The sequence below is a fragment of the Luteimonas sp. A534 genome (genome assembly GCF_054072805.1).
On record NZ_JBSVRR010000001.1, the window covers coordinates 931,238 to 949,555 of the forward strand.

At 71.0% G+C, this 18,318-nt stretch carries 19 protein-coding genes; 6 read left to right on the forward strand and 13 right to left on the reverse strand.

The features are described 5' to 3' along the window. Position 1 precedes the first annotated feature (1 nt). The gene (locus tag ACW5F0_RS04195) at positions 2-1,183 is read left to right on the forward strand and encodes an NAD(P)/FAD-dependent oxidoreductase (protein WP_456964763.1); all 1,182 of its coding nucleotides are present in this window, start codon (positions 2-4) and stop codon (positions 1,181-1,183) included. On the opposite strand, the gene ACW5F0_RS04200 is transcribed toward ACW5F0_RS04195, so the two are convergent. From ACW5F0_RS04200 to ACW5F0_RS04230, 7 genes are all read right to left on the reverse strand, one after another. Beyond that, positions 1,184-1,804 carry a hypothetical protein gene (locus tag ACW5F0_RS04200; RefSeq protein WP_456964764.1) on the reverse strand — a complete coding sequence of 207 codons (621 nt, stop codon included), beginning with the start codon at positions 1,802-1,804 and terminating at the stop codon, positions 1,184-1,186. A 63-nt stretch (positions 1,805-1,867) separates the two neighbouring features. Beyond that, entirely contained in the window at positions 1,868-2,725 is an 858-nt protein-coding gene (locus tag ACW5F0_RS04205) for a hypothetical protein (protein WP_456999089.1), read from the reverse strand. Then, the gene (locus tag ACW5F0_RS04210) at positions 2,722-3,096 is read right to left on the reverse strand and encodes a DUF6164 family protein (RefSeq protein WP_456964766.1); all 375 of its coding nucleotides are present in this window, start codon (positions 3,094-3,096) and stop codon (positions 2,722-2,724) included. Before ACW5F0_RS04210 ends, ACW5F0_RS04205 begins: the two co-directional genes overlap by 4 nt. Then, positions 3,072-3,632 (reverse strand): GNAT family N-acetyltransferase, encoded by a 561-nt coding sequence (locus ACW5F0_RS04215; protein ID WP_456964767.1) that lies wholly within the window; start codon positions 3,630-3,632, stop codon positions 3,072-3,074. Before ACW5F0_RS04215 ends, ACW5F0_RS04210 begins: the two co-directional genes overlap by 25 nt. A 2-nt stretch (positions 3,633-3,634) precedes the next feature. After that, positions 3,635-4,225, reverse strand: a complete 591-nt coding sequence (locus tag ACW5F0_RS04220; RefSeq protein WP_456965263.1) for an HD domain-containing protein — start codon at positions 4,223-4,225, stop codon at positions 3,635-3,637. A 17-nt stretch (positions 4,226-4,242) separates the two neighbouring features. Further along, positions 4,243-5,094 carry a spermine/spermidine synthase domain-containing protein gene (locus tag ACW5F0_RS04225; protein ID WP_456964768.1) on the reverse strand — a complete coding sequence of 284 codons (852 nt, stop codon included), beginning with the start codon at positions 5,092-5,094 and terminating at the stop codon, positions 4,243-4,245. Between the two features lie 33 nt (positions 5,095-5,127). Beyond that, complete coding sequence (locus ACW5F0_RS04230; protein ID WP_456964769.1) at positions 5,128-5,394, reverse strand: DksA/TraR family C4-type zinc finger protein; 267 nt, start codon at positions 5,392-5,394, stop codon at positions 5,128-5,130. A gap of 108 nt (positions 5,395-5,502) precedes the next feature. Between ACW5F0_RS04230 and ACW5F0_RS04235 the strand changes: the two genes are divergently transcribed. From ACW5F0_RS04235 to ACW5F0_RS04245, 3 genes are all read left to right on the forward strand, one after another. After that, positions 5,503-8,625 (forward strand): diguanylate cyclase, encoded by a 3,123-nt coding sequence (locus ACW5F0_RS04235; protein ID WP_456999090.1) that lies wholly within the window; start codon positions 5,503-5,505, stop codon positions 8,623-8,625. A 52-nt stretch (positions 8,626-8,677) separates the two neighbouring features. Further along, entirely contained in the window at positions 8,678-10,054 is a 1,377-nt protein-coding gene (locus tag ACW5F0_RS04240; protein WP_456999091.1) for a mechanosensitive ion channel domain-containing protein, read from the forward strand. Between the two features lie 191 nt (positions 10,055-10,245). After that, complete coding sequence (locus tag ACW5F0_RS04245; protein ID WP_456964772.1) at positions 10,246-10,470, forward strand: hypothetical protein; 225 nt, start codon at positions 10,246-10,248, stop codon at positions 10,468-10,470. 35 nt (positions 10,471-10,505) lie between these two features. On the opposite strand, the gene ACW5F0_RS04250 is transcribed toward ACW5F0_RS04245, so the two are convergent. The 6 genes from ACW5F0_RS04250 to ACW5F0_RS04275 form a co-directional block, all read right to left on the reverse strand. Beyond that, a complete protein-coding gene (locus ACW5F0_RS04250) occupies positions 10,506-10,979 on the reverse strand; it encodes a hypothetical protein (RefSeq protein WP_456964773.1) in 474 nt (157 codons plus the stop codon). A gap of 60 nt (positions 10,980-11,039) precedes the next feature. After that, a complete protein-coding gene (locus ACW5F0_RS04255) occupies positions 11,040-12,314 on the reverse strand; it encodes a TIGR03862 family flavoprotein (protein ID WP_456999092.1) in 1,275 nt (424 codons plus the stop codon). A 7-nt stretch (positions 12,315-12,321) separates the two neighbouring features. Beyond that, positions 12,322-12,669 (reverse strand): zinc ribbon domain-containing protein YjdM, encoded by a 348-nt coding sequence (locus tag ACW5F0_RS04260; protein WP_456964775.1) that lies wholly within the window; start codon positions 12,667-12,669, stop codon positions 12,322-12,324. A gap of 45 nt (positions 12,670-12,714) precedes the next feature. Continuing rightward, entirely contained in the window at positions 12,715-13,971 is a 1,257-nt protein-coding gene (gene ubiM, locus ACW5F0_RS04265) for a 5-demethoxyubiquinol-8 5-hydroxylase UbiM (protein WP_456999093.1), read from the reverse strand. 69 nt (positions 13,972-14,040) lie between these two features. Next, positions 14,041-14,322: a hypothetical protein gene (locus tag ACW5F0_RS04270; RefSeq protein ID WP_456999094.1), complete on the reverse strand. Its 282-nt coding sequence runs from the start codon at positions 14,320-14,322 to the stop codon at positions 14,041-14,043. Between the two features lie 125 nt (positions 14,323-14,447). Continuing rightward, the gene (locus ACW5F0_RS04275; protein WP_456999095.1) at positions 14,448-16,568 is read right to left on the reverse strand and encodes a M13 family metallopeptidase; all 2,121 of its coding nucleotides are present in this window, start codon (positions 16,566-16,568) and stop codon (positions 14,448-14,450) included. 132 nt (positions 16,569-16,700) lie between these two features. Here ACW5F0_RS04275 and ACW5F0_RS04280 point away from each other — a divergent pair, with 132 nt between their 5' ends. Further along, the gene (locus ACW5F0_RS04280; protein WP_456999096.1) at positions 16,701-17,630 is read left to right on the forward strand and encodes an SDR family NAD(P)-dependent oxidoreductase; all 930 of its coding nucleotides are present in this window, start codon (positions 16,701-16,703) and stop codon (positions 17,628-17,630) included. Next, the gene (locus ACW5F0_RS04285) at positions 17,627-18,238 is read left to right on the forward strand and encodes a mechanosensitive ion channel domain-containing protein (RefSeq protein ID WP_456999097.1); all 612 of its coding nucleotides are present in this window, start codon (positions 17,627-17,629) and stop codon (positions 18,236-18,238) included. Before ACW5F0_RS04280 ends, ACW5F0_RS04285 begins: the two co-directional genes overlap by 4 nt. The last annotated feature ends 80 nt before the right edge of the window (positions 18,239-18,318 follow it).

Consider the following 18,318-nt stretch of genomic DNA (forward strand, 5'->3'; position numbering starts at 1 on the left):
GATGAAGATCGCCTGCGACGTGCTGGTCATCGGAGCCGGCGCCGCGGGGCTCATGTGCGCGCTGACCGCCGGCCGCCGCGGCCGGCACGTGCGCGTGGTCGAACGCGCCAACAAGCCGGGCAAGAAGATCCTGATGTCGGGCGGTGGCCGCTGCAACTTCACCAACACCGGCACCGGGCCGGCGAACTTCGTCTCGGCCAATCCGCACTTCTGCAAGTCCGCGCTGGCGCGCTACACCCCTGCCGATTTCATCGACATGGTCGACCGCCACGGCATCGCCTGGCACGAGAAGGAACTGGGCCAGCTGTTCTGCGACGACTCTTCGAAGCAGATCGTCCGCATGCTGCTCGACGAGTGCGCGGACGCCGGAGTCACCGTCGACGTGGGCTGCGAGGTCCACGGCGTGGCGCGCGCGGACGACGGCTTCCGCGTCGACACGGCCCGCGGGCTCATCGTCGCGCAGTCGCTCGTGGTGGCCAGCGGCGGCCTGTCGATCCCGAGCCTGGGCGGCAGCGGCTTCGGGTATGCGCTGGCGCGCCAGTTCGGCCACACAGTGCTGCCCACGCGCGCCGGACTCGTGCCGCTGGTCCTCACCGGGTCACACGCGGAACGCCTGGACGGCCTCAGCGGCGTGGCGCTCGAGGTCGAGGCCGAAAGCCGCGGGCAGCCCTTCCGCAACGCTATGCTCGTCACCCACCGCGGCCTCAGCGGCCCGGCCATCCTGCAGGTGTCTTCGTACTGGGATGCCGGCGAGCCGCTGGCCATCAACCTGCTTCCCGGCGTGGACGCCCTCGCCTTCCTGCGCGAACAGCGCGCCGCACGTCCGGCCAGCGAACTGCGCACGGTGCTCGCCGAACGCATGCCGCGCCGCTTCGCCCAGCGCCTGTGCGAACAGTGGCTGGGCGACCGCCCCCTGCGCCAGTTCGACGAGCCGGCGCTGGCGCGCGTGGCCTCGACGTTGTCGTGCTGGCCGGTGACCGCCAGCGGCACCGAGGGCTACCGCACGGCCGAGGTCACGCTCGGGGGCGTCGATACCGACGGCCTGTCGTCGACGACGATGATGTCGCGCAGCGTGCCGGGCCTGTACTTCATCGGCGAGGTCGTCGACGTCACCGGCTGGCTGGGCGGTTACAACTTCCAGTGGGCCTGGGCGTCCGGCCATGCCGCGGGCAACGACGCCTGATCAGGGGGCGGCTTCGTAGCTCGTCGAAGCGCACAGCTGCGTGTCTTCGGCGGTGGGCGCCGGGATGCCGTCGCCCTGCAGAGCGAGCAGCTTGACCACGCGGATGCCCGCCTCTTCGTAGCTGGCGAGCGCCAGGTAGCCGGTCTTCATGCTGCCGCAGAAGGCCTGGCCGTCCCCGGCGCGGGTCTCGTCCAGCACGCGACGCAGCTCAACCGGTTGCCCCGCGTCGACCATCATCACGTCGGCATAGCGCTGTCCGGCGCTGAACTCGTCGCCGCCACGGACGACGGCCACGCGCTCTGTCACGAAGCCGGCACCGTTCTCACCTGCGATACGCGAGTCCTCGATCTCCAGCGCGCCCGTCATCGCCCTCGAGACCCGGTCGGCGGCATCGAAACGCCCGAGTGCGACCGACTGCAGCGTCGGCGGCGCGGCGCGCTCGATCGGCGCGTTGGCGGTATCGGGCTCGAGCGAAGCACGCGGCGCCGGGGGCGGTGCGCTGGTGGCGGGCGGCTGGCCGGCGCCCGGCGTGGCGACGGCCTCGTCACGCGCGCAGCTGGCGGAAGCCATGCAGGCCAGCGCGATCAGGGACAGGACGTGACGGAGTGGACGATGGGCCAAGTGGGGATCCGGGATTCGATGAGGGACGACCGCCGATGATAGGCGCCTGGCGTTCAATGCGCGTCAGGGGTCGACCCGAGGGTCCGGCGGCGATGGCAGAGCCGGCGTGTTCTCGCTGAGGATGCGCAGGCTTTCCTCTTCGCGGCGGCGGCGCTCGGCCGCGGCCTCGGGATCCTCTGCTTCGGCGTCGGCACCGGCCACCTGGGCCCGCAGCGACGCCCCCGGCACGCCATAGGGGGTTGGCGCGGCGGCCGCTGCCCTGCCGGCCTGGCATTCGGCCTGAAGCGACGCCGCGGCGGGCACGGCCGCGGCCACTTCCTGTATCCGCACCGCCAGCCCGGAGACGTCACCGTGCGCCGCAAGCCGCCGGCAGGCCTCGGACACCATGGAGTGCCCCGCGCCGCGCGAAGTCACAAGCAGCAGCATCGTCATGCGATCGACCCACCCGGCGCCGCGGACGCCGGGCATCGCAGCAAGCTCGCGGCGTGCGGCCTCGCGACGCACGGCGCTGCCGCGGTCGGCGAGCAGGGCATCGCGATGCACCTGTGCACCGAGGTCGGCCAGGCGCGCCGTGGCGGCCTCGCCATCACCGGCGCGCGCGTCGCGGCCGATGGCCTCGACTTCGTCGGCCGCCAGCGTAGCTGCAGGACCCACGGACCCGGATGAGAGCAACGGCGATGGCGATGGCGATGGCGATGGCGACGATGGTGGTGTTAGAGCCGGCTGCGCCAGGGCTGGCACGGCGTCCACCACCGGGTCGGTCCGGGGGCCGAGCCAATCGCGCACGTGGCGATATCCGAACCAGGGCAGCACCAGCAGCAGCGCCACCACCACCCAGAAGACGCGGCGCGCGTTGCGCCGACGGAGATGCGCGGAACGGTCGGGCCAATGCGGCGCCTTCGGGGGGCGCCGCGGGCTCACGCCCCGGCCCTCCACAGCAGCACGACCGGAAGCGCGACCAGTGCCAGCAGGACCAGGATGCCGGCCGCGACCGCGGCCACGCGGGCGGGCTCGCGGCGCAGTACGTCGGCAAAGGTGTCGGCGGTGCCGTCGCTGAGCGCCTGGGCGCGGTCGGCCCGCGCGCTTGCCTGCCGAGCGGCCTGATAGTCGTCCATCAGCTTGCGCGCGCGGGGATGGTCCGCGTCGTCCGAGATCCAGATGCCACCGTGGGAAATGCCCCAGCGACTGGGCCGGGTTTCGTGGAAGGCGATGTCGTGCTCGCGCAGGAAGCCACGGACGTCGTCCGCTTCGTCCTCGGGCACCATCTTCATGTTGAGCAGCAGCTTGGCCATGGTGCGAAGGATACCGGGCCACGCGCCATCCAGTCGTCGCGTGCGAGCTCCCAGCGGCATGGTCCATGCGGCGCCGATGGCATGGCCCTGAATCCGGTGCGTCGCATCAGCGCTGCGGCGGCCTCGTGTCCCGATGCATGCCGGGTCCACAGCCGGCGCAGGTCCGTGGCCGTGAATACCGCGTCGGCCAGCGCGGTGATCGCGGCGGTCGCCACGCCCGAGCGCTGCGCTGCCGGTGCGAGCAGCACGCCAACCTCGGCGCTGGTCGCGGCCTCGTCGCCCAGCAAGGCCATCATCCCGCACGGCGCGCCCGCTTCCAGCGCTCCCGGCAGCAGCCAGTAACCGTAGCGCGCGGGCTCGCGCTCCAGCAGCATGAGGACGCGGTCAAAGGCCGCCGCGGCCGCTTCGCCAGGCAAGGGCGCGCCCACGTTGCGCATGGTGTCGGCGCACCCGTACAGACCGCAGTAGAGCGCGCGGTCACGCGGTGCGAGGCGCTGCAACGCATGACCGCCAACCACCGGATCGGGCAGCCGCAAGATCAGCCCTCCACGCCGAGGGTCCGCCGCAGGTTGGCGCGCGCGACGGCATCCAGGCGGTCGTGGAAAAACGCGCTCAGGTAGATGCGTTCGCGGCCCAGCAAGCCGCGCAGGAAGCGGCGGCGGTTCAGGCGGTACAGCCAGCCGGGAACGGCGTCGCGGTACTCGTCCGCGATCGCCCGGTCATAGGCATCGAAGGTGGACGCATCGGCACCCAGGATCGCCATGTCGCAGTCGAGGAAGTGGCGTCGGTCATCGCCCGCCGGGCCGGCGCCGAGCGCTTCGGGCCGCAGCGAGCCGTGGCGGGCGGTGAGTTCGATGAGTTCGACGACGTGCGCAGCATCCAGGCCGGCATCGGGCAGCCAGCGAGCGATGGATTGGGCCGCCAACACCGCGGAGCGGGTCTCGTTGTCGCGCCGCCCGGCCTCGTAGACCGCATCGTGGTACAGCACCGCCAGCCAGGCCTCACGCGGGCGGGCCCAGCCCGGTCCGGCGGCGACGGCGTCGAACTGCGCGAGCACGGCCTCGACGTGGCCGAAGTGGTGGTAGGCGCGGGGCGGCGTGGCGTAGGCCAGGCGCAGCGCGTCGAGCATGCCGGCGGGCAGCGGGATCAGCTCGCGCACGGGGCCGTCCGCTTCCGGCGGAGCGCCAGCGCCACGCGCTCCAGCACCGGCTCCAGCTCCCGCCCCGCAGCGCCCCCCGACAGTGCGGACCGCGCCGCCCGGACGGTTGCGTGATTGGCGACGGGCGCATCGCCGGTCCATGCGAAGGCGATCCGGTTGCTCATCTTCGTTTCTTCCAGCACCAACACATGCTCGGTGCCGAAAGCCTCACGCAGCCGTTCGAGGTAGGGAGCCGGATCCGCACCGTGCAGATTGCTCGCCATGACGCCGCCTGGCAGCAGTGCGTCACGGCAGGCCTGGAGGAAGGCCGTGGTCGACAGGGCTTCGGGAATGCCGCGTTCGTCGTAGCCATCGACCAGCAGCAGGTCGTAGCGCGCGGGCCGTGCGGCGATGAAGCGTGCGCCGTCGTCGTGCGTCACCTCCAGCCGCGAATCGTCGTCCGGGATGCCGAACGAGCGGCGCAGCGCGATCACCCCGGGGTGGTTTTCCACCACCTCCAGGCGCGCCAGCGGCAGGTGCCGGTGCAGGAACTTCACCTGCGAACCGCCCCCCAGGCCCACGATCCCGATCCGCCGCGCCTTCGGCCGCCACAGCAGCGCCGCCAGCATGGTCCGGGTGTAGTCGATCAGCAGGTGGTCGGGTGCATCGCTGCGCATCCGGCTCTGGGTCTGCCCGCGGATGAAGTGCAGCGACACGTACCCGTTGCGCTCGCGCACGCGCGCCGGGCGCAGGCGCAGCCCGGTGGGATCGCGCGGTCCTGCCCCGCGCAGCAGCGCGAACAGGTCCGCGAGCCCTTGCCACCAGGAATTGCCGCCCGCCACGCCTGCCTCCGTCGCCATCCCAAAGAGCCTAGCGCAGCACGGCCCGAGGCGTCAGCGCAGTTGGCTGTCCTTGCTGCCGCGCCGGTTGTAACTCCCGCTGCCGGTCTCTTCCTCATCGCGTGCGGCCTGGCAGGTGATGCACAGGCGCACCCCCGGCACGGCCTTGCGGCGCGCCTCGGGAATGGCTTTGCCACATTCCTCGCAGTCCTCGCGCCCGGGGCCGGTTCCCAGGCGACTGCGGGCGCGCTCGATCGCGTCCTTCACGGTCGCGTCGATCTGATCCTGGACGGCGCCGTCTCCGGCCCAACCGGTGGCCATGCCGCTTCTCCATGGAGTTGCCTGTATCCCGTTATCGGGGCGCTGCTGGATTGCTGCAAGGGCAGGCATCACCAAGTGGTGGCACATGTTTTGCTTGCATTGGTTTCCATGACCCGTTCCCGGCCCACCGTCGCCCTCCGCAACCGCCTGGCTGCGGGCGTGCTGGCGCTCCTGGCCTGCTTCAGCGCGTGCGCAGGATCCGGGGACCTGTTGCGCCTGGAGTCATACGGTCCGGATGAGGGATTGCCACAGTCCACCGTGATGGCGCTGGCCAGCGACGACCAGGGCTTCCTGTGGGTGTCCACCCAGGATGGGATCGCGCGCTTCGACGGCCACCGGTTCCAGGTCTGGCGCGGCGAAGAACCCGCCGAAGCGCAGGATCCAGGCTCGACCCGGGGCCTGGTCAGCGGCAGCATCGACGCCCTGGCCTTCGATGCCACCAGCCGCCGCCTGTGGCTGGGCAGCAACGACGCCGGCCTTGAAGTGCTGCACCTGCCCGACTGGTCGCGGACCCGCATCGACCGCACGTCCGGGCTGTCCCACCACCAGATCACCCGGATCGTGCTCGACGGCGCGGGCGGAGCCTGGGTCGGCACCAGCCACGGTCTGAACCACGTCGCGGCGGACGCCGCCGTGGCCCGCCTCGGCGGCGACGCGGGAATCGTCGGTATCGCGCACCTGCCGGGGACCGGCGGCGCGCTGGCGCTGGGCCGCGATTGCCGGCTGTGGCGGGCCAGTCGTACCACCATGGACCTGCTGGCGACGGTACCGGGCGCGTCCGGCGACTGCATCGCGCTCGAGGCCGGCCCGGAGGGCGCCTGGGTCGCAAGCGAGCACGGCGGCGTGTTCCTGCTTTCCAGCCAGGACGGCCGGACGCTGCACACGCTTACGCTTGCAGGGCTGTTGCCCGGTGCCCAGCCGGTCAGCGCCCTGCTCCGTCGCCGCGACGGCACCTTGCTGGTGGGCCTGCGCGACGGCAGCATCGCGCGCATCGCCGGCCCCCGGGCCGCCCCCGTTCCGCTGGCACTCGACCGGCCGCTGGACAGCGCAGTCACCGTGCTCCACGAAGATCCCGCGGGCGCGCTGTGGATCGGCAGCTACACCTCGGGCCTGCACTATGCACGCCCGCTTTCGGCGGTCGTCCGCGCAGGCGGTGCCGAAGCCGGCATCCCCGGGGGATGGCCACGCGGCAGCATGCGAGCGATCTGGCGCGACGGCGGACACACTCTGCTCGGCACCGACGCCGGCCTGCTGGAGCGCCGCCACGGCAGCCCGGAATGGCGCGAGATCCCCGGCTTCAGCGGCCAGTCCGTGCGCGCCATCGCGCGTGCCACCGACGGCGGCTGGTGGATCGGCAGCCACGACGGCCTGTGGCACTGGTCCGGCCACGGCACGCCGCGGGCGGTGCCCGGCCTGCCCGACCGCCGCATCGACGCCCTGCTGGTCGAAGGCGACAACGGCTGGATCGGCACCCGTGGCGGACTGGCCCGACTGCGCGACGGCCGCATCATCGACGATCCGACGCTCGCACCGCTGCTCACGAGCCATGTGACTGCACTGGTGCGCACAGGCAATCATCTCTGGATCGCCACCAATGCCGACGGCCTCTGGCGACTGGATCCCGCCGCCCCGGCGACGCAGGTAGCGCCGGATGATATCCATCGTTCGCTGTGGTCGCTCGCCACCGACCGGGAGGGCGCCCTCTGGGCCGGCAGCTATTCGCGGGGCGTCTATCGCATCGACCGCGCCACCGGCAGCGTGCGCAACTACACCATGCAGGACGGACTCGGCAGCAACGTCGTCTATGCGCTGATCCCAGACGACCTCGGCCGGATCTGGATGAGCAGCAACGACGGCCTGTCCGTCATCGATCCCGGCAATGACAACATCCAGGTGCTGGGCCCGCGCGACGGCCTCGTCAACCGCGAGTACAACAGCAGCTCCGCTCTTCGCGGCAGCGATGCGCTGCTGTACTTTGGCGGCACCCGGGGCATCGACGTGATCGACCCGTCCGGCCTGCCGCGCCACAGTCCACCCGCGCGCCCGGTGTTGACCAACCTGCGGACCGCCTCCTTGGACGCCAATGGTGGCGGGCCGCGCGAAACCGACATCGTCTATGCAGACAACGTGCAGCTTGCCCACGGCGACCGCATGGTCACCGTGCAGATGGCCGCGATCGATTTCGGCGCGCCCGACGCCGCGAAGCTCCGCTACCGCGTGCTGGGCCTGCACGAGGACTGGGTGTACCCGCACGCCCCCCGGGCCGAATTCTCGGTGACCGACCTCCCACCGGGACGCTACGTGCTGGAAGCCGAGGCTGCCGGGCGTGATGGCCGCTTCGGCACCGCTCGACGCCTCCAGGTCGACATGGCGCCGCCCTGGTGGCGGCACCCGGCGGCCTACGCGGCCTACGCCCTGGTCCTGCTGCTGCTGCTGGGGCTGATCGCGCTTCGCGTCGACGCCGCCATGCGGCGCGAACGCAGGCAGGTGGAGCTGCTGGAGCGCACCGTCACCGAGCGCACCGCGCAGCTGCAGCTCGCCAACCAGCGCCTGAGCCGCACCAACGCCGAACTCAGCATCGCGACCCGCCGTGATCCGCTGACACGCATCTCCAACAGGCGTGACCTGCAGGATTGGCTCGGGCGCGAAGCCGCTTCGCTGCGGCAGCGTACCGAGGCCGCCGACGGCAGCGGCAGCCGCCTGGCGTTCCTGATGATCGACATCGACGACTTCAAGCAGGTCAACGACGTCCACGGCCACCAGGCCGGCGACGAGGTCCTGGTGCACTTCGCAGACCGCCTGCGCCTGCTCAGCCGCGACGACGACCTGCTGGTGCGCTGGGGCGGCGAGGAGTTCCTGCTGATCTCGCGCTTCACCCGCCTGGAGGACGCCGCGGTGCTTGCCGAGCGGATCCGCGACGCGATTGCGACCCAGCCGATCCGCCTCGGCCGCGGACTCGCACTCGACCTCACCTGCTCGATCGGATTCGCGCCGTGGCCGTTCGCGCCCGAATGGCCGGAGCTCGGTGACTGGAGCGCCTGCGTGGGCCTGGCCGACCGCTGCCTGTATGCCGTGAAGCGAGGTCGCAAGAACGGCTGGCTGGGGGTGGTTCCCGGCGATGCCCCGCAGCCCGACGCGATCCGCGCGCTGCTTTCGGGGACGCCTCCGGACCGGGTTGGTGCGGACACCGCGCGCGTGTTGCAGTCGGGCACGCACGCGGGTTTCGCCTGAGCGATCGACGGGGCCGATTTCACGAGCTCGTGCGAACATGCCCGCCATGCGCATGAACCCCACCGCATCCCTCCTCGCCATCCTGCTGCTGTCCTTTGCCCTGGGCACGGCGGCTCCGGCCCAAGCGCAGGATGTCGCCGCGCCGCCCGTTGAAGACACTGCCAACGCGGAGGCGCCCGTGTCCGAAGCCGGAAGCGGCGACACCGAGCGCGACCTCGCCGACAGCCGCCGCGTCGCCGATCGCCTGCGGGAAGCCGACGGCCTCGCCGATGTCACCGTCACGGTGCGCGACGGCGTGGCGGAGCTCGAGGGTGTCGTCCTCACCCCTGAAGACCGCGAGCGCGCAGCGCAGGTGGCCGGCCAGCAACCGGGCATCACCCAGGTCGAGAACCGCGTGGCCCTGAGCACCCGGCTGTCCGATCGCGTCGCCACGGCAACGTCGCTGGCCGGGGACAAACTCATGCGCCTGGTGGCGGCGCTGCCATTGCTGCTGGTGGCAATCGCGGTGGTGATGCTGGCCTGGTGGGTCGGGAAATGGTTCGGCCGCCGCGTGGGACGGCGTATCCGGCGACGCAACTGGCAGTCGGAAAACCCGTATTTCGCCAGCCTCATCCAGCAGGTCATCCAGTGGCTCGTGCTGCTGGGCGGCGTCCTGGTGGCACTCGACCTGCTCGGCGCCACGGCCCTGGTCGGCGCCGTGATGGGGTCGGCGGGCGTGCTCGGCCTGGCCCTTGGCTTCGCCTTCAAGGACATCGCCGAGAACTACGTCGCCGGCGTGCTGCTGAGCATCCGCCGGCCATTCGCCCCCGGCGAGCTGCTGCGCATCGACGGCGCGCACGAGGGGCGGGTCGCGGCGCTCACTCCCCGCGCCACCGTGCTGGTCACCGCCGACGGCAATCGCCTCACCCTGCCCAACGCCCTGGTGTTCAAATCGGTGGTGCTCAACTTCTCCAGCAACCGCAAGCGGCGCCTGGACTTCGCGATCCCGGTCGACGTCTCCGAGTCGATCCGCTGCGTCCAGGAACTTGCGCTGGAAGCAATCCGCACCACCGACGGCGTCCTCGATGACCCCGGCCCTTCATGGACGGTCGAGGGCTACGACGCCAGCGCGATCACGCTGCGCTTCTTCGCCTGGGTGGACCAGAGCGCGAGCGACCTGGGCAAGGTCCGCTCCGAGGCGCTGCACGCCGTGCGAAGCCGCCTGGCCGAAGCCGGCATCAGCACGCCGCGCAGCATCCAGTACACGGCGACGCTTGCAGACGATGCCGCCGCGCCTGCGGCGCAGTTCCCGCCCACGGGGAGCGAACCGGCGGGTGACACCTCGGTCAATACCGAACTCGACGCCCACCTTGCGGCAGAGCAGCGTGCCTACGCGGGTGAGGATCTGCTGCCGGTCGAAGCGGGCGCGACGACGGCCGCCTCGCCCTAGGTTTTCGGATTTTTCCTACCCGTTTATCGCGAAGGCGCTGACGGGCTGACGGGCGCTGCAGGCGCATCCTGTCTGGGCCCCGGCAGCACGGCCCTGCACCGGTCACGGATGCCGCTCAGCAACGGAACTGGCCGCGACCTTGAGCAAGTCGTGAAGCTGGGCCGGGGCGCCCCCACTACCAGGTCACGCCAATGGTCGAGATCAAAGAGGTCGCATCGGGATTCCAGGTCTCCGGCGCGAATTACGACGAGGTCTTCCACAGCCGCTTCAAGGCCACCATGGCCGCGCACGCCGTCGCGCTTGGCGACGCCACCACCGCCGGCCGAGCGGTCGTGATCACCATGCCCCTGAGCTGGGGCGAAACAGTGCTGATCGAACCCGGCCGCCACAGCGGCCACACCGCCCACGACGCCTGATCCATGGCACGGGGTCCGCACGCGACTGCGCGCGGCTAGACGCCCGGTGCGGGCGGCGGCATGTCGGCCGGCCGCGCACAGCCCGGCGTCGGACCGATACCATCGATGGTCAGCTCCGCGGCCTGCGGGAACACGGCACCGGACATGTTGTCCTCGCAGGGCCCCGGCAGCAGGGTGACCGAGATCGAACCGGCGGCGTCGCCCGCATGGACCACGCGGGCACCGTCGGCGTCGTTCTCGCTGCTGATCGTGAAGTGCCGTCCTTCGACGTCCGGACCGCTCAGCACCACTTCGCCACCCTCCACGCGCGCCTGCCAGAACGGCTCGTTGGTCAGCACCACGAATTCCTCGGGAAGCGCGGAAACCGGGGCCGCTGGCGGCTGGTCGGCCGGTGTACCGGCCACAACGTCATCGGCATCGGGGAGCGCGTCCGGCGGCGGGTTGCCGCGATCGCAGGCGGCAAGCGGCACGGCCAGCACAAACAGCAGCGGAAGCAGTCTCGGGTTCATCGCGTGGTCCTCGTCAGGATCTGAAGGCGGACAGCATGCCGCATCGGTGCGGAGGCGTCGTCAATCCGTCGCCGCAAGCCAGCGCAGGACGCCTTCAGCCGCCGCCCGGCCGCTGGCGAAGCAGGCGGTCAGCAGGTAGCCGCCAGTCGGTGCTTCCCAATCCAGCATCTCCCCGGCCGCGAACGTTCCCGGACGGACACGCAGCATCAGGTGGGCGTCCAGCGCCTCCAGGCGCACGCCCCCTGCGCTGCTGATGGCCTCCGCCAGCGGGCGCGGGGCGCGCAGGCGCAGCGGGAGGCGCTTGGTGGTGGCAGCGACCGCATCGGCATCGTGCATGGCGTCGGCGCCGATCACTTCCCGCACCAGCCCGGCCTTGGCGCCGTCCAGGCCGCAGCTTCGGCGCAGGTGTTCGGACACGCTGCGCTTGCCCCTGGGCCGTGCCAGTTCGCGCTGCAGGCGCGTCAGGTCGCGACCGGGCGCGAGGTCGAGCTCCAGCAGCGCATGGCCGTTGCGCGCGATCGCATCGCGCAGGTCCGCCGAGATCGCGTAGACCAGGCTGCCCTCGATGCCGTGCTCCGACACGACGCACTCGCCTTGCAGCGCTTGCTCGACGCCGTCGGCATCGCGCCAGTGCGCGACCACCGGCTTCAGTGGCGCACCGGGGTGGCGCGCGGCGAAGTGCGGTGACCAGACGATGTCGAAGCCACAGTTGGCCGGTTGCAGCGGCGCGACATCGACGCCCGCATCGCGCAGCACGCCCTCCCAGGCACCGTCCGAGCCCAGCTGGGGCCAGCTGCCGCCGCCCAGGGCGAATACCACGGCATCGGGGGCGACTTGCTGTTCGCCGTCCGGCGTCGCGAAGCGCAGCGCGCCCGTGTCATTCCAGCCAAGCCAGCGGTGGTGGACATGGATCCCCACGCCCTGCCCGCGCAGCCTGCGCACCCAGCCGCGCAGCAGCGGCGCAGCCTTGAGGTCCTCCGGGAAGACGCGACCTGAGCTGCCGACGAAGGTCGGGACACCCAGTCCAAGCGCCCAGGCGCGCAGCGCGTCGGCGTCGAACACCGACAACCAGCCCGCGACCTGGTCGGCCCGCTCGCGGTAGCGGCTGGCGAACAGCGCCGGCGGATCGGAATGCGTGAGGTTCAGGCCGCCCTTCCCCGCGACCAGGAACTTGCGCCCGACCGAACCCTTGGCTTCGAAGACATCCACCTCGCAGCCGGCCGCGCGCAGCGCTTCCGCCGCGAACAGCCCCGCGGGGCCGCCGCCGACCACGGCCACGCGGCGGACGGCCGCCTGCGACGCGGTCGCCGCGGTCGCCGTCGGGGCGTCATCCATCGTGGCCTCAGGCCTTGCGCAGGAAGCAGGTCTTCAGCACGAGGTCGCGGATCTTGTCCGAATGACCTTCGATGTTCTCCACATCGCCGTCGACCAGGCGGATATTGCGGATCACCGTGCCCTGCTTGAGCGGGATCGAAGAGCCCTTCACCTTCAGGTCCTTGATCACCACCACGGTGTCGCCGGCTTCCAACGGGTTGCCGTTGACGTCGCGGACCACCACGGCATCCACGCTCGCGCCCTCGCCATCACCGGCGGCCCATTCGTGGCCGCAGTCGGCACAGACGTAAAGCGCACCGTCGGGATAGGTGTTCTCGAGGCCGCATTGCGGACAGGCGGGAATGGTGGCGGGCATGGCGACTCCGGGGCTTGCGTGTGACCGCCCATTGTAGCCGCGCGCTCACGCTCCCTTGAGCGCGGCCCCGCGCGGACGCAGCACTGCCGCGGTCCTCCGCAGGCGCTGCAGCGGCGAGGGATCGACTGGACCGTCGTCGAGCAGCGCATCGGCCAACACGCGGCGCAGCGGCGGCAGCATGCGGCCCGCCTGGATGATGGCGCGGCGCACCGGGCGCATCGGAAGGCGGTCGTCGGTGAACACCCGCACGACCAGCCCGGTCCCCAGGAACAGGGTGGCGCAGCCGGCGCGATGGCGGCGCTGGTAGCGCGCAAGCAGCGCCGGATCGGCCGGATCGCCATGGCACTCCATCGAATCCCCCACCGCGTGCGACAGGCGCTCGACGCTGGCCAGGCCGAGGTTGAAGCCGTGCGCGGTCACCGGATGCATCCCCACCGCGGCATCGCCCACCAGCGCGAAGCGGCGGCCGACGAAGCGATGCGCCCAGGTCGCCACCAATGGATAGGCGTGCACCTCGCCTTCGAGCGTCATCGTGCCAAAGCGGCCGCGATACCGCTCATGGAGCTCCTTCGAAAAAGCCCCGGCATCCATCGCCTTCAATCGCTCCGCCTCGGCGCCCGTCACGGTGACCACCGCCGAAGCCAACGCACCATTGAGCGGCAGCAGCGCGCGCGTCTGCCCTTCGCCGAACCATTCCCAAGCGACGCCTTCGTGCGGATCCGCCAGCCGCACCCGGCAGACCAGCATGGTCTTGCCGAAGTCGTGCATCGCCACCGGGACGCCCATCGCGCGACGGGTGGACGAGAAGCGGCTGTCGGCCGCGACCAGCAGCGGCGCCTCGAAGCGGCGGCCGTCATCGAGCGTGACCTCGGCCAGGCGCGAACCGGTCGCCACCGAAGCAACCCGGGCACCGAAGTGCACGCGGATATTGCCGTCGCCCTCCACCTGCGACCAGGCGGCGGCGCGGATGTCACTGTTCGCGACCAGGCTGCCGAGCGCCTCGCCTCCGAAGGGGCTGGCATCGACTTCGAACCCCCTGCCGGCATCGCCGTCAGCGACCCGCGCGCGCAGCAGCGGCGATACCGCGTCTCCGGGCAGCCGATCCCATACGCCAAGCTCGCGCAGGATCCGCACCGATGCCCGGGTCAGCGCGATCTCGCGGCCATCCGCTGCGGGAGCCGACACCGCCTCGCGCGATTGCTGTTCGATGACATCCACGCGCAGCCCGCGCAGCGACAGTGCACGCGCAAGGCAGAGGCCGGCGGGGCCGGCACCGATGACAAGGACGGAAGGTCGGGACATGTCGCGCTCCAAGGTCAGGCTGGAGCCGACAAGCCTAGGCAGGGCGGGCGCAGGGCACCCTGACCCGGATCAAGCGGCGGAACGCCCCCGCGCGGCCGCATGCACCGCCGGCTCCGCCAGGAAGCGCCCGACCTGGAACCACACCAGCAGCGCGCCGCCGCCGATCAGCAGCGCAGCCAGCCCGTTTCCGGGCTGCAGCAAGTACAGCGCGGCCGCCAGTCCCACGGTCAAGGCCAGCCACGCCCAGGCCTGCCAGCGGCCCAGCAGCGCCCGTCGCGTCTCGCGCCCGATGATCTCCCTGGCCTGTGCGGCCGGGATCCCGTATTCCTCGCTGATCACTTGCGGATGCATCGTGTGGCTGACTCCTGTGGCTGTGCGGACGCGTTACCTCGGGTGGAATGGACGACGTGGGTGGACCGATTACGCCACGGATCGGCGCATAAAAGAAAGGGGGCGGAAACCCGCCCCCTCCCGACTCACCAGATGCGGACGCGATCGTCCGGCGCGACCCACAGCGGATCGGCCTCGGTGACGCCGAATGCCTCGTACCAGGCATCGATGTTGCGCAGCGGCGCGAAGGCGCGGATATGCCCCGGCGAATGCGTGCCGTTGACCAGCTGCTGGCGCAGCGCGTCATCGCGCCACAGCGTGCGCCACACCTGCGACCAGCCCATGAAGAAGCGTTGCTCGCCGGTGAAGCCGTCGATCACCGGCGCGTCCTTGCCGTCAAGCGAGCGGTGGTAGGCCTCGAGCGCGATGGTCAGGCCACCGAGGTCGCCGATGTTCTCGCCCATCGCCACCTTGCTGTTGATGTGCATGCCCGGCAGCTGCGGGAACTTGAAGGCCTCGTATTGTGCGCCGAGCTTCGCGGCCTCGACTTCGAACTGCGCCGCGTCCTCGGCCGTCCACCAGTCGCGCAGCAGGCCGGCACCATCGGACTTGCGCCCCTGGTCGTCGAAGCCGTGGATGATCTCGTGGCCGATCACGCCGCCGATGCCGCCGTAGTTCACGGCCGGGTCGGCGTCGGGATCGAAGAATGGCGGCTGCAGGATCGCGGCCGGGAACACGATCTCGTTCTTCACCGAGTTGTAATAGGCGTTCACGGTCTGCGGGGTCATGCCCCATTCGGCCTTGTCCACCGGCTTGCCGATGCGCACGCGGCGGTAGTCCCACTCGAACGTGGCCGCGCGCTGGGCGTTGCCGAACACGTCGGCGTTGGCGAGCTGCAGGCCGCTGTAGTCGCGCCAGGTGTCGGGGTGGCCGATCTTCAGCCCGAAGCCGGCCAGCTTGGCGCGGGCCTCGGCCTTGGTCTCGTCACCCATCCACTCCAGCTGGTCCAGGCGCGCGCCCATCGCCGCCTTCACGTTGGCGACCAGGGCGTCCATCTTGCCCTTGGCGTCGGCGGGGAAATACAGCTTCACGTAGTCCTCGCCGATCGCCTCGCCCATCGCCGAGGACGCGAAGGAGACCGCACGCTTCCAGCGCGCGCTCTGCTCGGGCTGGCCGGACAGGAACTTGCTGCGGAACTCGAACTGGGCGTCGGCGAAGGCGCTCGACAGCAGCGGCGCGGCGTTGTCAGTGGTGTGGAAGGCCTGCCAGGCCTTCAGGGTGTCGAGGTCGGTGTCGGCGAAGATCTTCGCGATCTTCGGAAGCGCCGTGTCCTGGCGGACCACGCCGGCATCGGCGTAGTCCACGCCGGCCGCGGCCAGGTAGGCCTGCCACGGGAAGCCCGGGGCGAAGGCGTCGAGGCCGGCGAAGGTGACCGGGTTGTAGGTCTTGTCGCGGTCGCGGCTCTCGGCGCGCGTCCAGTGCGCCTCGGCGATCTTCGTTTCCAGCGCCATGATCGCGTCGGCGTTGGCCGCCGGCTTGTCCCAGCCGGCCAGCTCCAGCATCTGCGCGATGTAGGCGACGTAGCGCTCGCGTTGCGGGGCGAACTTCTCGTCCAGGTACATCTGGCGATCACCCAGGCCAAGGCCGGACTGGCTCAGGTACAGGGTGTAGACGTCCGGGTTGCGCTGGTCGTCGCCCACGTAGTGGCCGAAGAAGCTGCCGCCGAAGCTGGCGTTGCGCTGGCCCATCAGCTTCGCCATGCCGTCCTTGCCGTCGACCGCGCGGATCGCGTCCAGCTGCGGCTGCAGCGGCTTGGCGCCGAGCGCTTCCACCGCGGCTTCGTCCATGAAGCCCTGGTACAGGGCCGCGAGCTTGGCGGCATTGTCGCTGCCCGCCGGATCGCCCGGCGCGTAGCTTTCCAGCAGCTGGTGCACGCGGGCCTCGGACAGGTCGCGCAGGACCAGGAACGAGCCGTACATGGACTTGTCGGACGGGATCTCGGTGTTCGCCGCCCAGGTACCGCTGACATAGCCGAAGAAGTCGCTGCCCGGCGACACGGAGGGATCCATGCCGGCGGTGTCGATGCCCCAGGTGCCGTACCGGGTGGCCGCCACGGTGTCCGTGGTGCCCGCACCCTGCCCACCGTCATCGACGAGGGCGAGGAGGTGGCAGGCTTCGTCCAGGCAGCGTTCGTGGGCACTGGCGACCGCAGGGGTGCCGACGGTGAGCGCGAGGGCGGTGGCAAGGCTGAGGATCGTCTTTTTCAAAGCGGGCTTCTCCGGCGCGTCGTGGCGCAAATGGTTGGCCCCGCGGGTGCGGGTGCGCCGGACAGTCTACCCACGCCGATCCGCCCGCGAAGTGTGTCGCTGGTCATGGCAGGGCCATGCGACCATCACCCCATGCCTGCCAATTCCACTCGCCGCCGCTTGCTGTCCGCCGTGCCCTTGTTGGCGCTTGCGCCGCTCCTTCCGGGCCTGTGCGCCGAAGAGGCCTTCGGGCCAACCACCACCGCCGAAGAAGCCACGCGTGGCCTGGACCTCGCCGGCCGCACAGTCCTGGTGACCGGCGCGACGTCCGGGATCGGACTGGAAACCGCGCGCGTGCTCGCACTGCGCGGCGCTCGGGTGCTGGGCAGCACGCGTTCCGCGGCGCGCGGACCGGCCGCCTGGGACGGCTTCGCGGGACACCTGGTGCCGGTGCAACTCGACCTGGCGGATTTCGATTCGGTACGGGCCTGCGCGGCCCGTGTCCGCGAACTGGCGCCGCGGCTGGACGCCATCGTCTGCAACGCGGGCATCGTGCTTGGCGACTGGCAGCGCGTGGGCGGCATCGAAAAGCACTTCGTGGTGAACCACCTTGGCCATCATCTGCTGGTGAACCAGGCGCTTGACCTCGTGGTCGCCGCGCGCGGTCGCGTGGTGGTGCTGGGCAGCGCCAACCACCACGATGCGCCCGAGGGCGGCATCCAGTTCGACAAACTGTCGGGCGAAGGCTGGCACGAGCGTGCGTACAGCCACTCCAAGCTGGCCAACGGCCTGTTCTCGCTTGAGCTGTCGCGCCGCCTCGCGGGCACCGGAGCCACGTCGAACTGCGTGACGCCCGGGCATACGCGCACGCGCATCCTGCGCCACGTCGGCGATGCCTATCGGGCGGATGCACGCACTCCGGCGCAGGGTGCCGCCACGCCTTGCTACGCGGCGGTGCACCCGCGCATGGCGGGAGTGAACGGTCGGTTCCTGCGGGATTTCCAACCCGCCGAACAGAGCGCCGCACAGCGCGACGCAGCGATGGCACGCCGGCTTTGGGACATATCCGAGGAGTTGACGTGAGGGAGCATCTGCCCGTGTGGGTGCAGGAATGGCTGGGCGTGATCGTGCCCCTGGGCCAGGTCGCGCTGATCATTGTCGCCGCGCTGCTGCTGCGCCTGCTGGCACGCCGCGTCGGCGACCGCATCTGGAAGCGTTACGACGCCCCGGCCGAACTCGTGGTGGGGTCGCGCCGCGTGGTCACCTTCCTGATCTCCGCATCCGCGCTCCTGCTGATCCTGCAGCGCCTGGGCGTGTCCGGCACCGTGCTGTGGACGGCGTTCACCGGCTTCGCCGCGGTCGCCGCGGTGGCCTTCTTCGCCGCCTGGAGCGTGCTGTCGAACATCTTCTGCACGATGCTGATCCTGGCCACGCGCCCGTTCCGGCTGTACGACCACGTCGAGATCCTCGAAGGCGGCGACAAGCCGGGCCTGGGCGGCCGCGTGACCGACATCAACCTGGTCTACACCACGCTGCAGGAAATCGACGACGCCGGCGACCCGCGCGGCAGCGTGCTCCGCGTGCCCAACAGCCTGTTCTTCCAGCGCAGCGTCCGCCGCTGGCGGAGCGACGAAGACCGTCGTCGCGCCCTTGCAGCGCGGGACAGGCCGGCCCGCAACCTGGACGTCTGACGCCGGCGCGCCCCGCTGGATGCGCGCAACGCATCGTTGCGCGAGGCCGTGGTTCCGGCGTCCGGTATCGGCCATACCCT

Bases quoted from the DNA above. Each gene is read 5' to 3' on its own strand.
- ACW5F0_RS04280 (WP_456999096.1), top strand. From the start codon at position 16,701: ATGCCTGCCAATTCCACTCGCCGCCGCTTGCTGTCCGCCGTGCCCTTG.
- ACW5F0_RS04210 (WP_456964766.1), bottom strand. From the start codon at position 3,096: ATGGCCAAGCTGCTGCTCAACATGAAGATGGTGCCCGAGGACGAAGCG.
- ACW5F0_RS04260 (WP_456964775.1), bottom strand. From the start codon at position 12,669: ATGCCCGCCACCATTCCCGCCTGTCCGCAATGCGGCCTCGAGAACACC.
- ACW5F0_RS04270 (WP_456999094.1), bottom strand. From the start codon at position 14,322: ATGCATCCGCAAGTGATCAGCGAGGAATACGGGATCCCGGCCGCACAG.
- ACW5F0_RS04240 (WP_456999091.1), top strand. From the start codon at position 8,678: ATGAACCCCACCGCATCCCTCCTCGCCATCCTGCTGCTGTCCTTTGCC.
- ACW5F0_RS04255 (WP_456999092.1), bottom strand. From the start codon at position 12,314: ATGGATGACGCCCCGACGGCGACCGCGGCGACCGCGTCGCAGGCGGCC.
- ACW5F0_RS04195 (WP_456964763.1), top strand. From the start codon at position 2: ATGAAGATCGCCTGCGACGTGCTGGTCATCGGAGCCGGCGCCGCGGGG.
- ACW5F0_RS04220 (WP_456965263.1), bottom strand. From the start codon at position 4,225: ATGCTCGACGCGCTGCGCCTGGCCTACGCCACGCCGCCCCGCGCCTAC.
- ACW5F0_RS04230 (WP_456964769.1), bottom strand. From the start codon at position 5,394: ATGGCCACCGGTTGGGCCGGAGACGGCGCCGTCCAGGATCAGATCGAC.
- ACW5F0_RS04235 (WP_456999090.1), top strand. From the start codon at position 5,503: ATGACCCGTTCCCGGCCCACCGTCGCCCTCCGCAACCGCCTGGCTGCG.
- ACW5F0_RS04250 (WP_456964773.1), bottom strand. From the start codon at position 10,979: ATGAACCCGAGACTGCTTCCGCTGCTGTTTGTGCTGGCCGTGCCGCTT.
- ubiM (WP_456999093.1), bottom strand. From the start codon at position 13,971: ATGTCCCGACCTTCCGTCCTTGTCATCGGTGCCGGCCCCGCCGGCCTC.
- ACW5F0_RS04225 (WP_456964768.1), bottom strand. From the start codon at position 5,094: ATGGCGACGGAGGCAGGCGTGGCGGGCGGCAATTCCTGGTGGCAAGGG.
- ACW5F0_RS04245 (WP_456964772.1), top strand. From the start codon at position 10,246: ATGGTCGAGATCAAAGAGGTCGCATCGGGATTCCAGGTCTCCGGCGCG.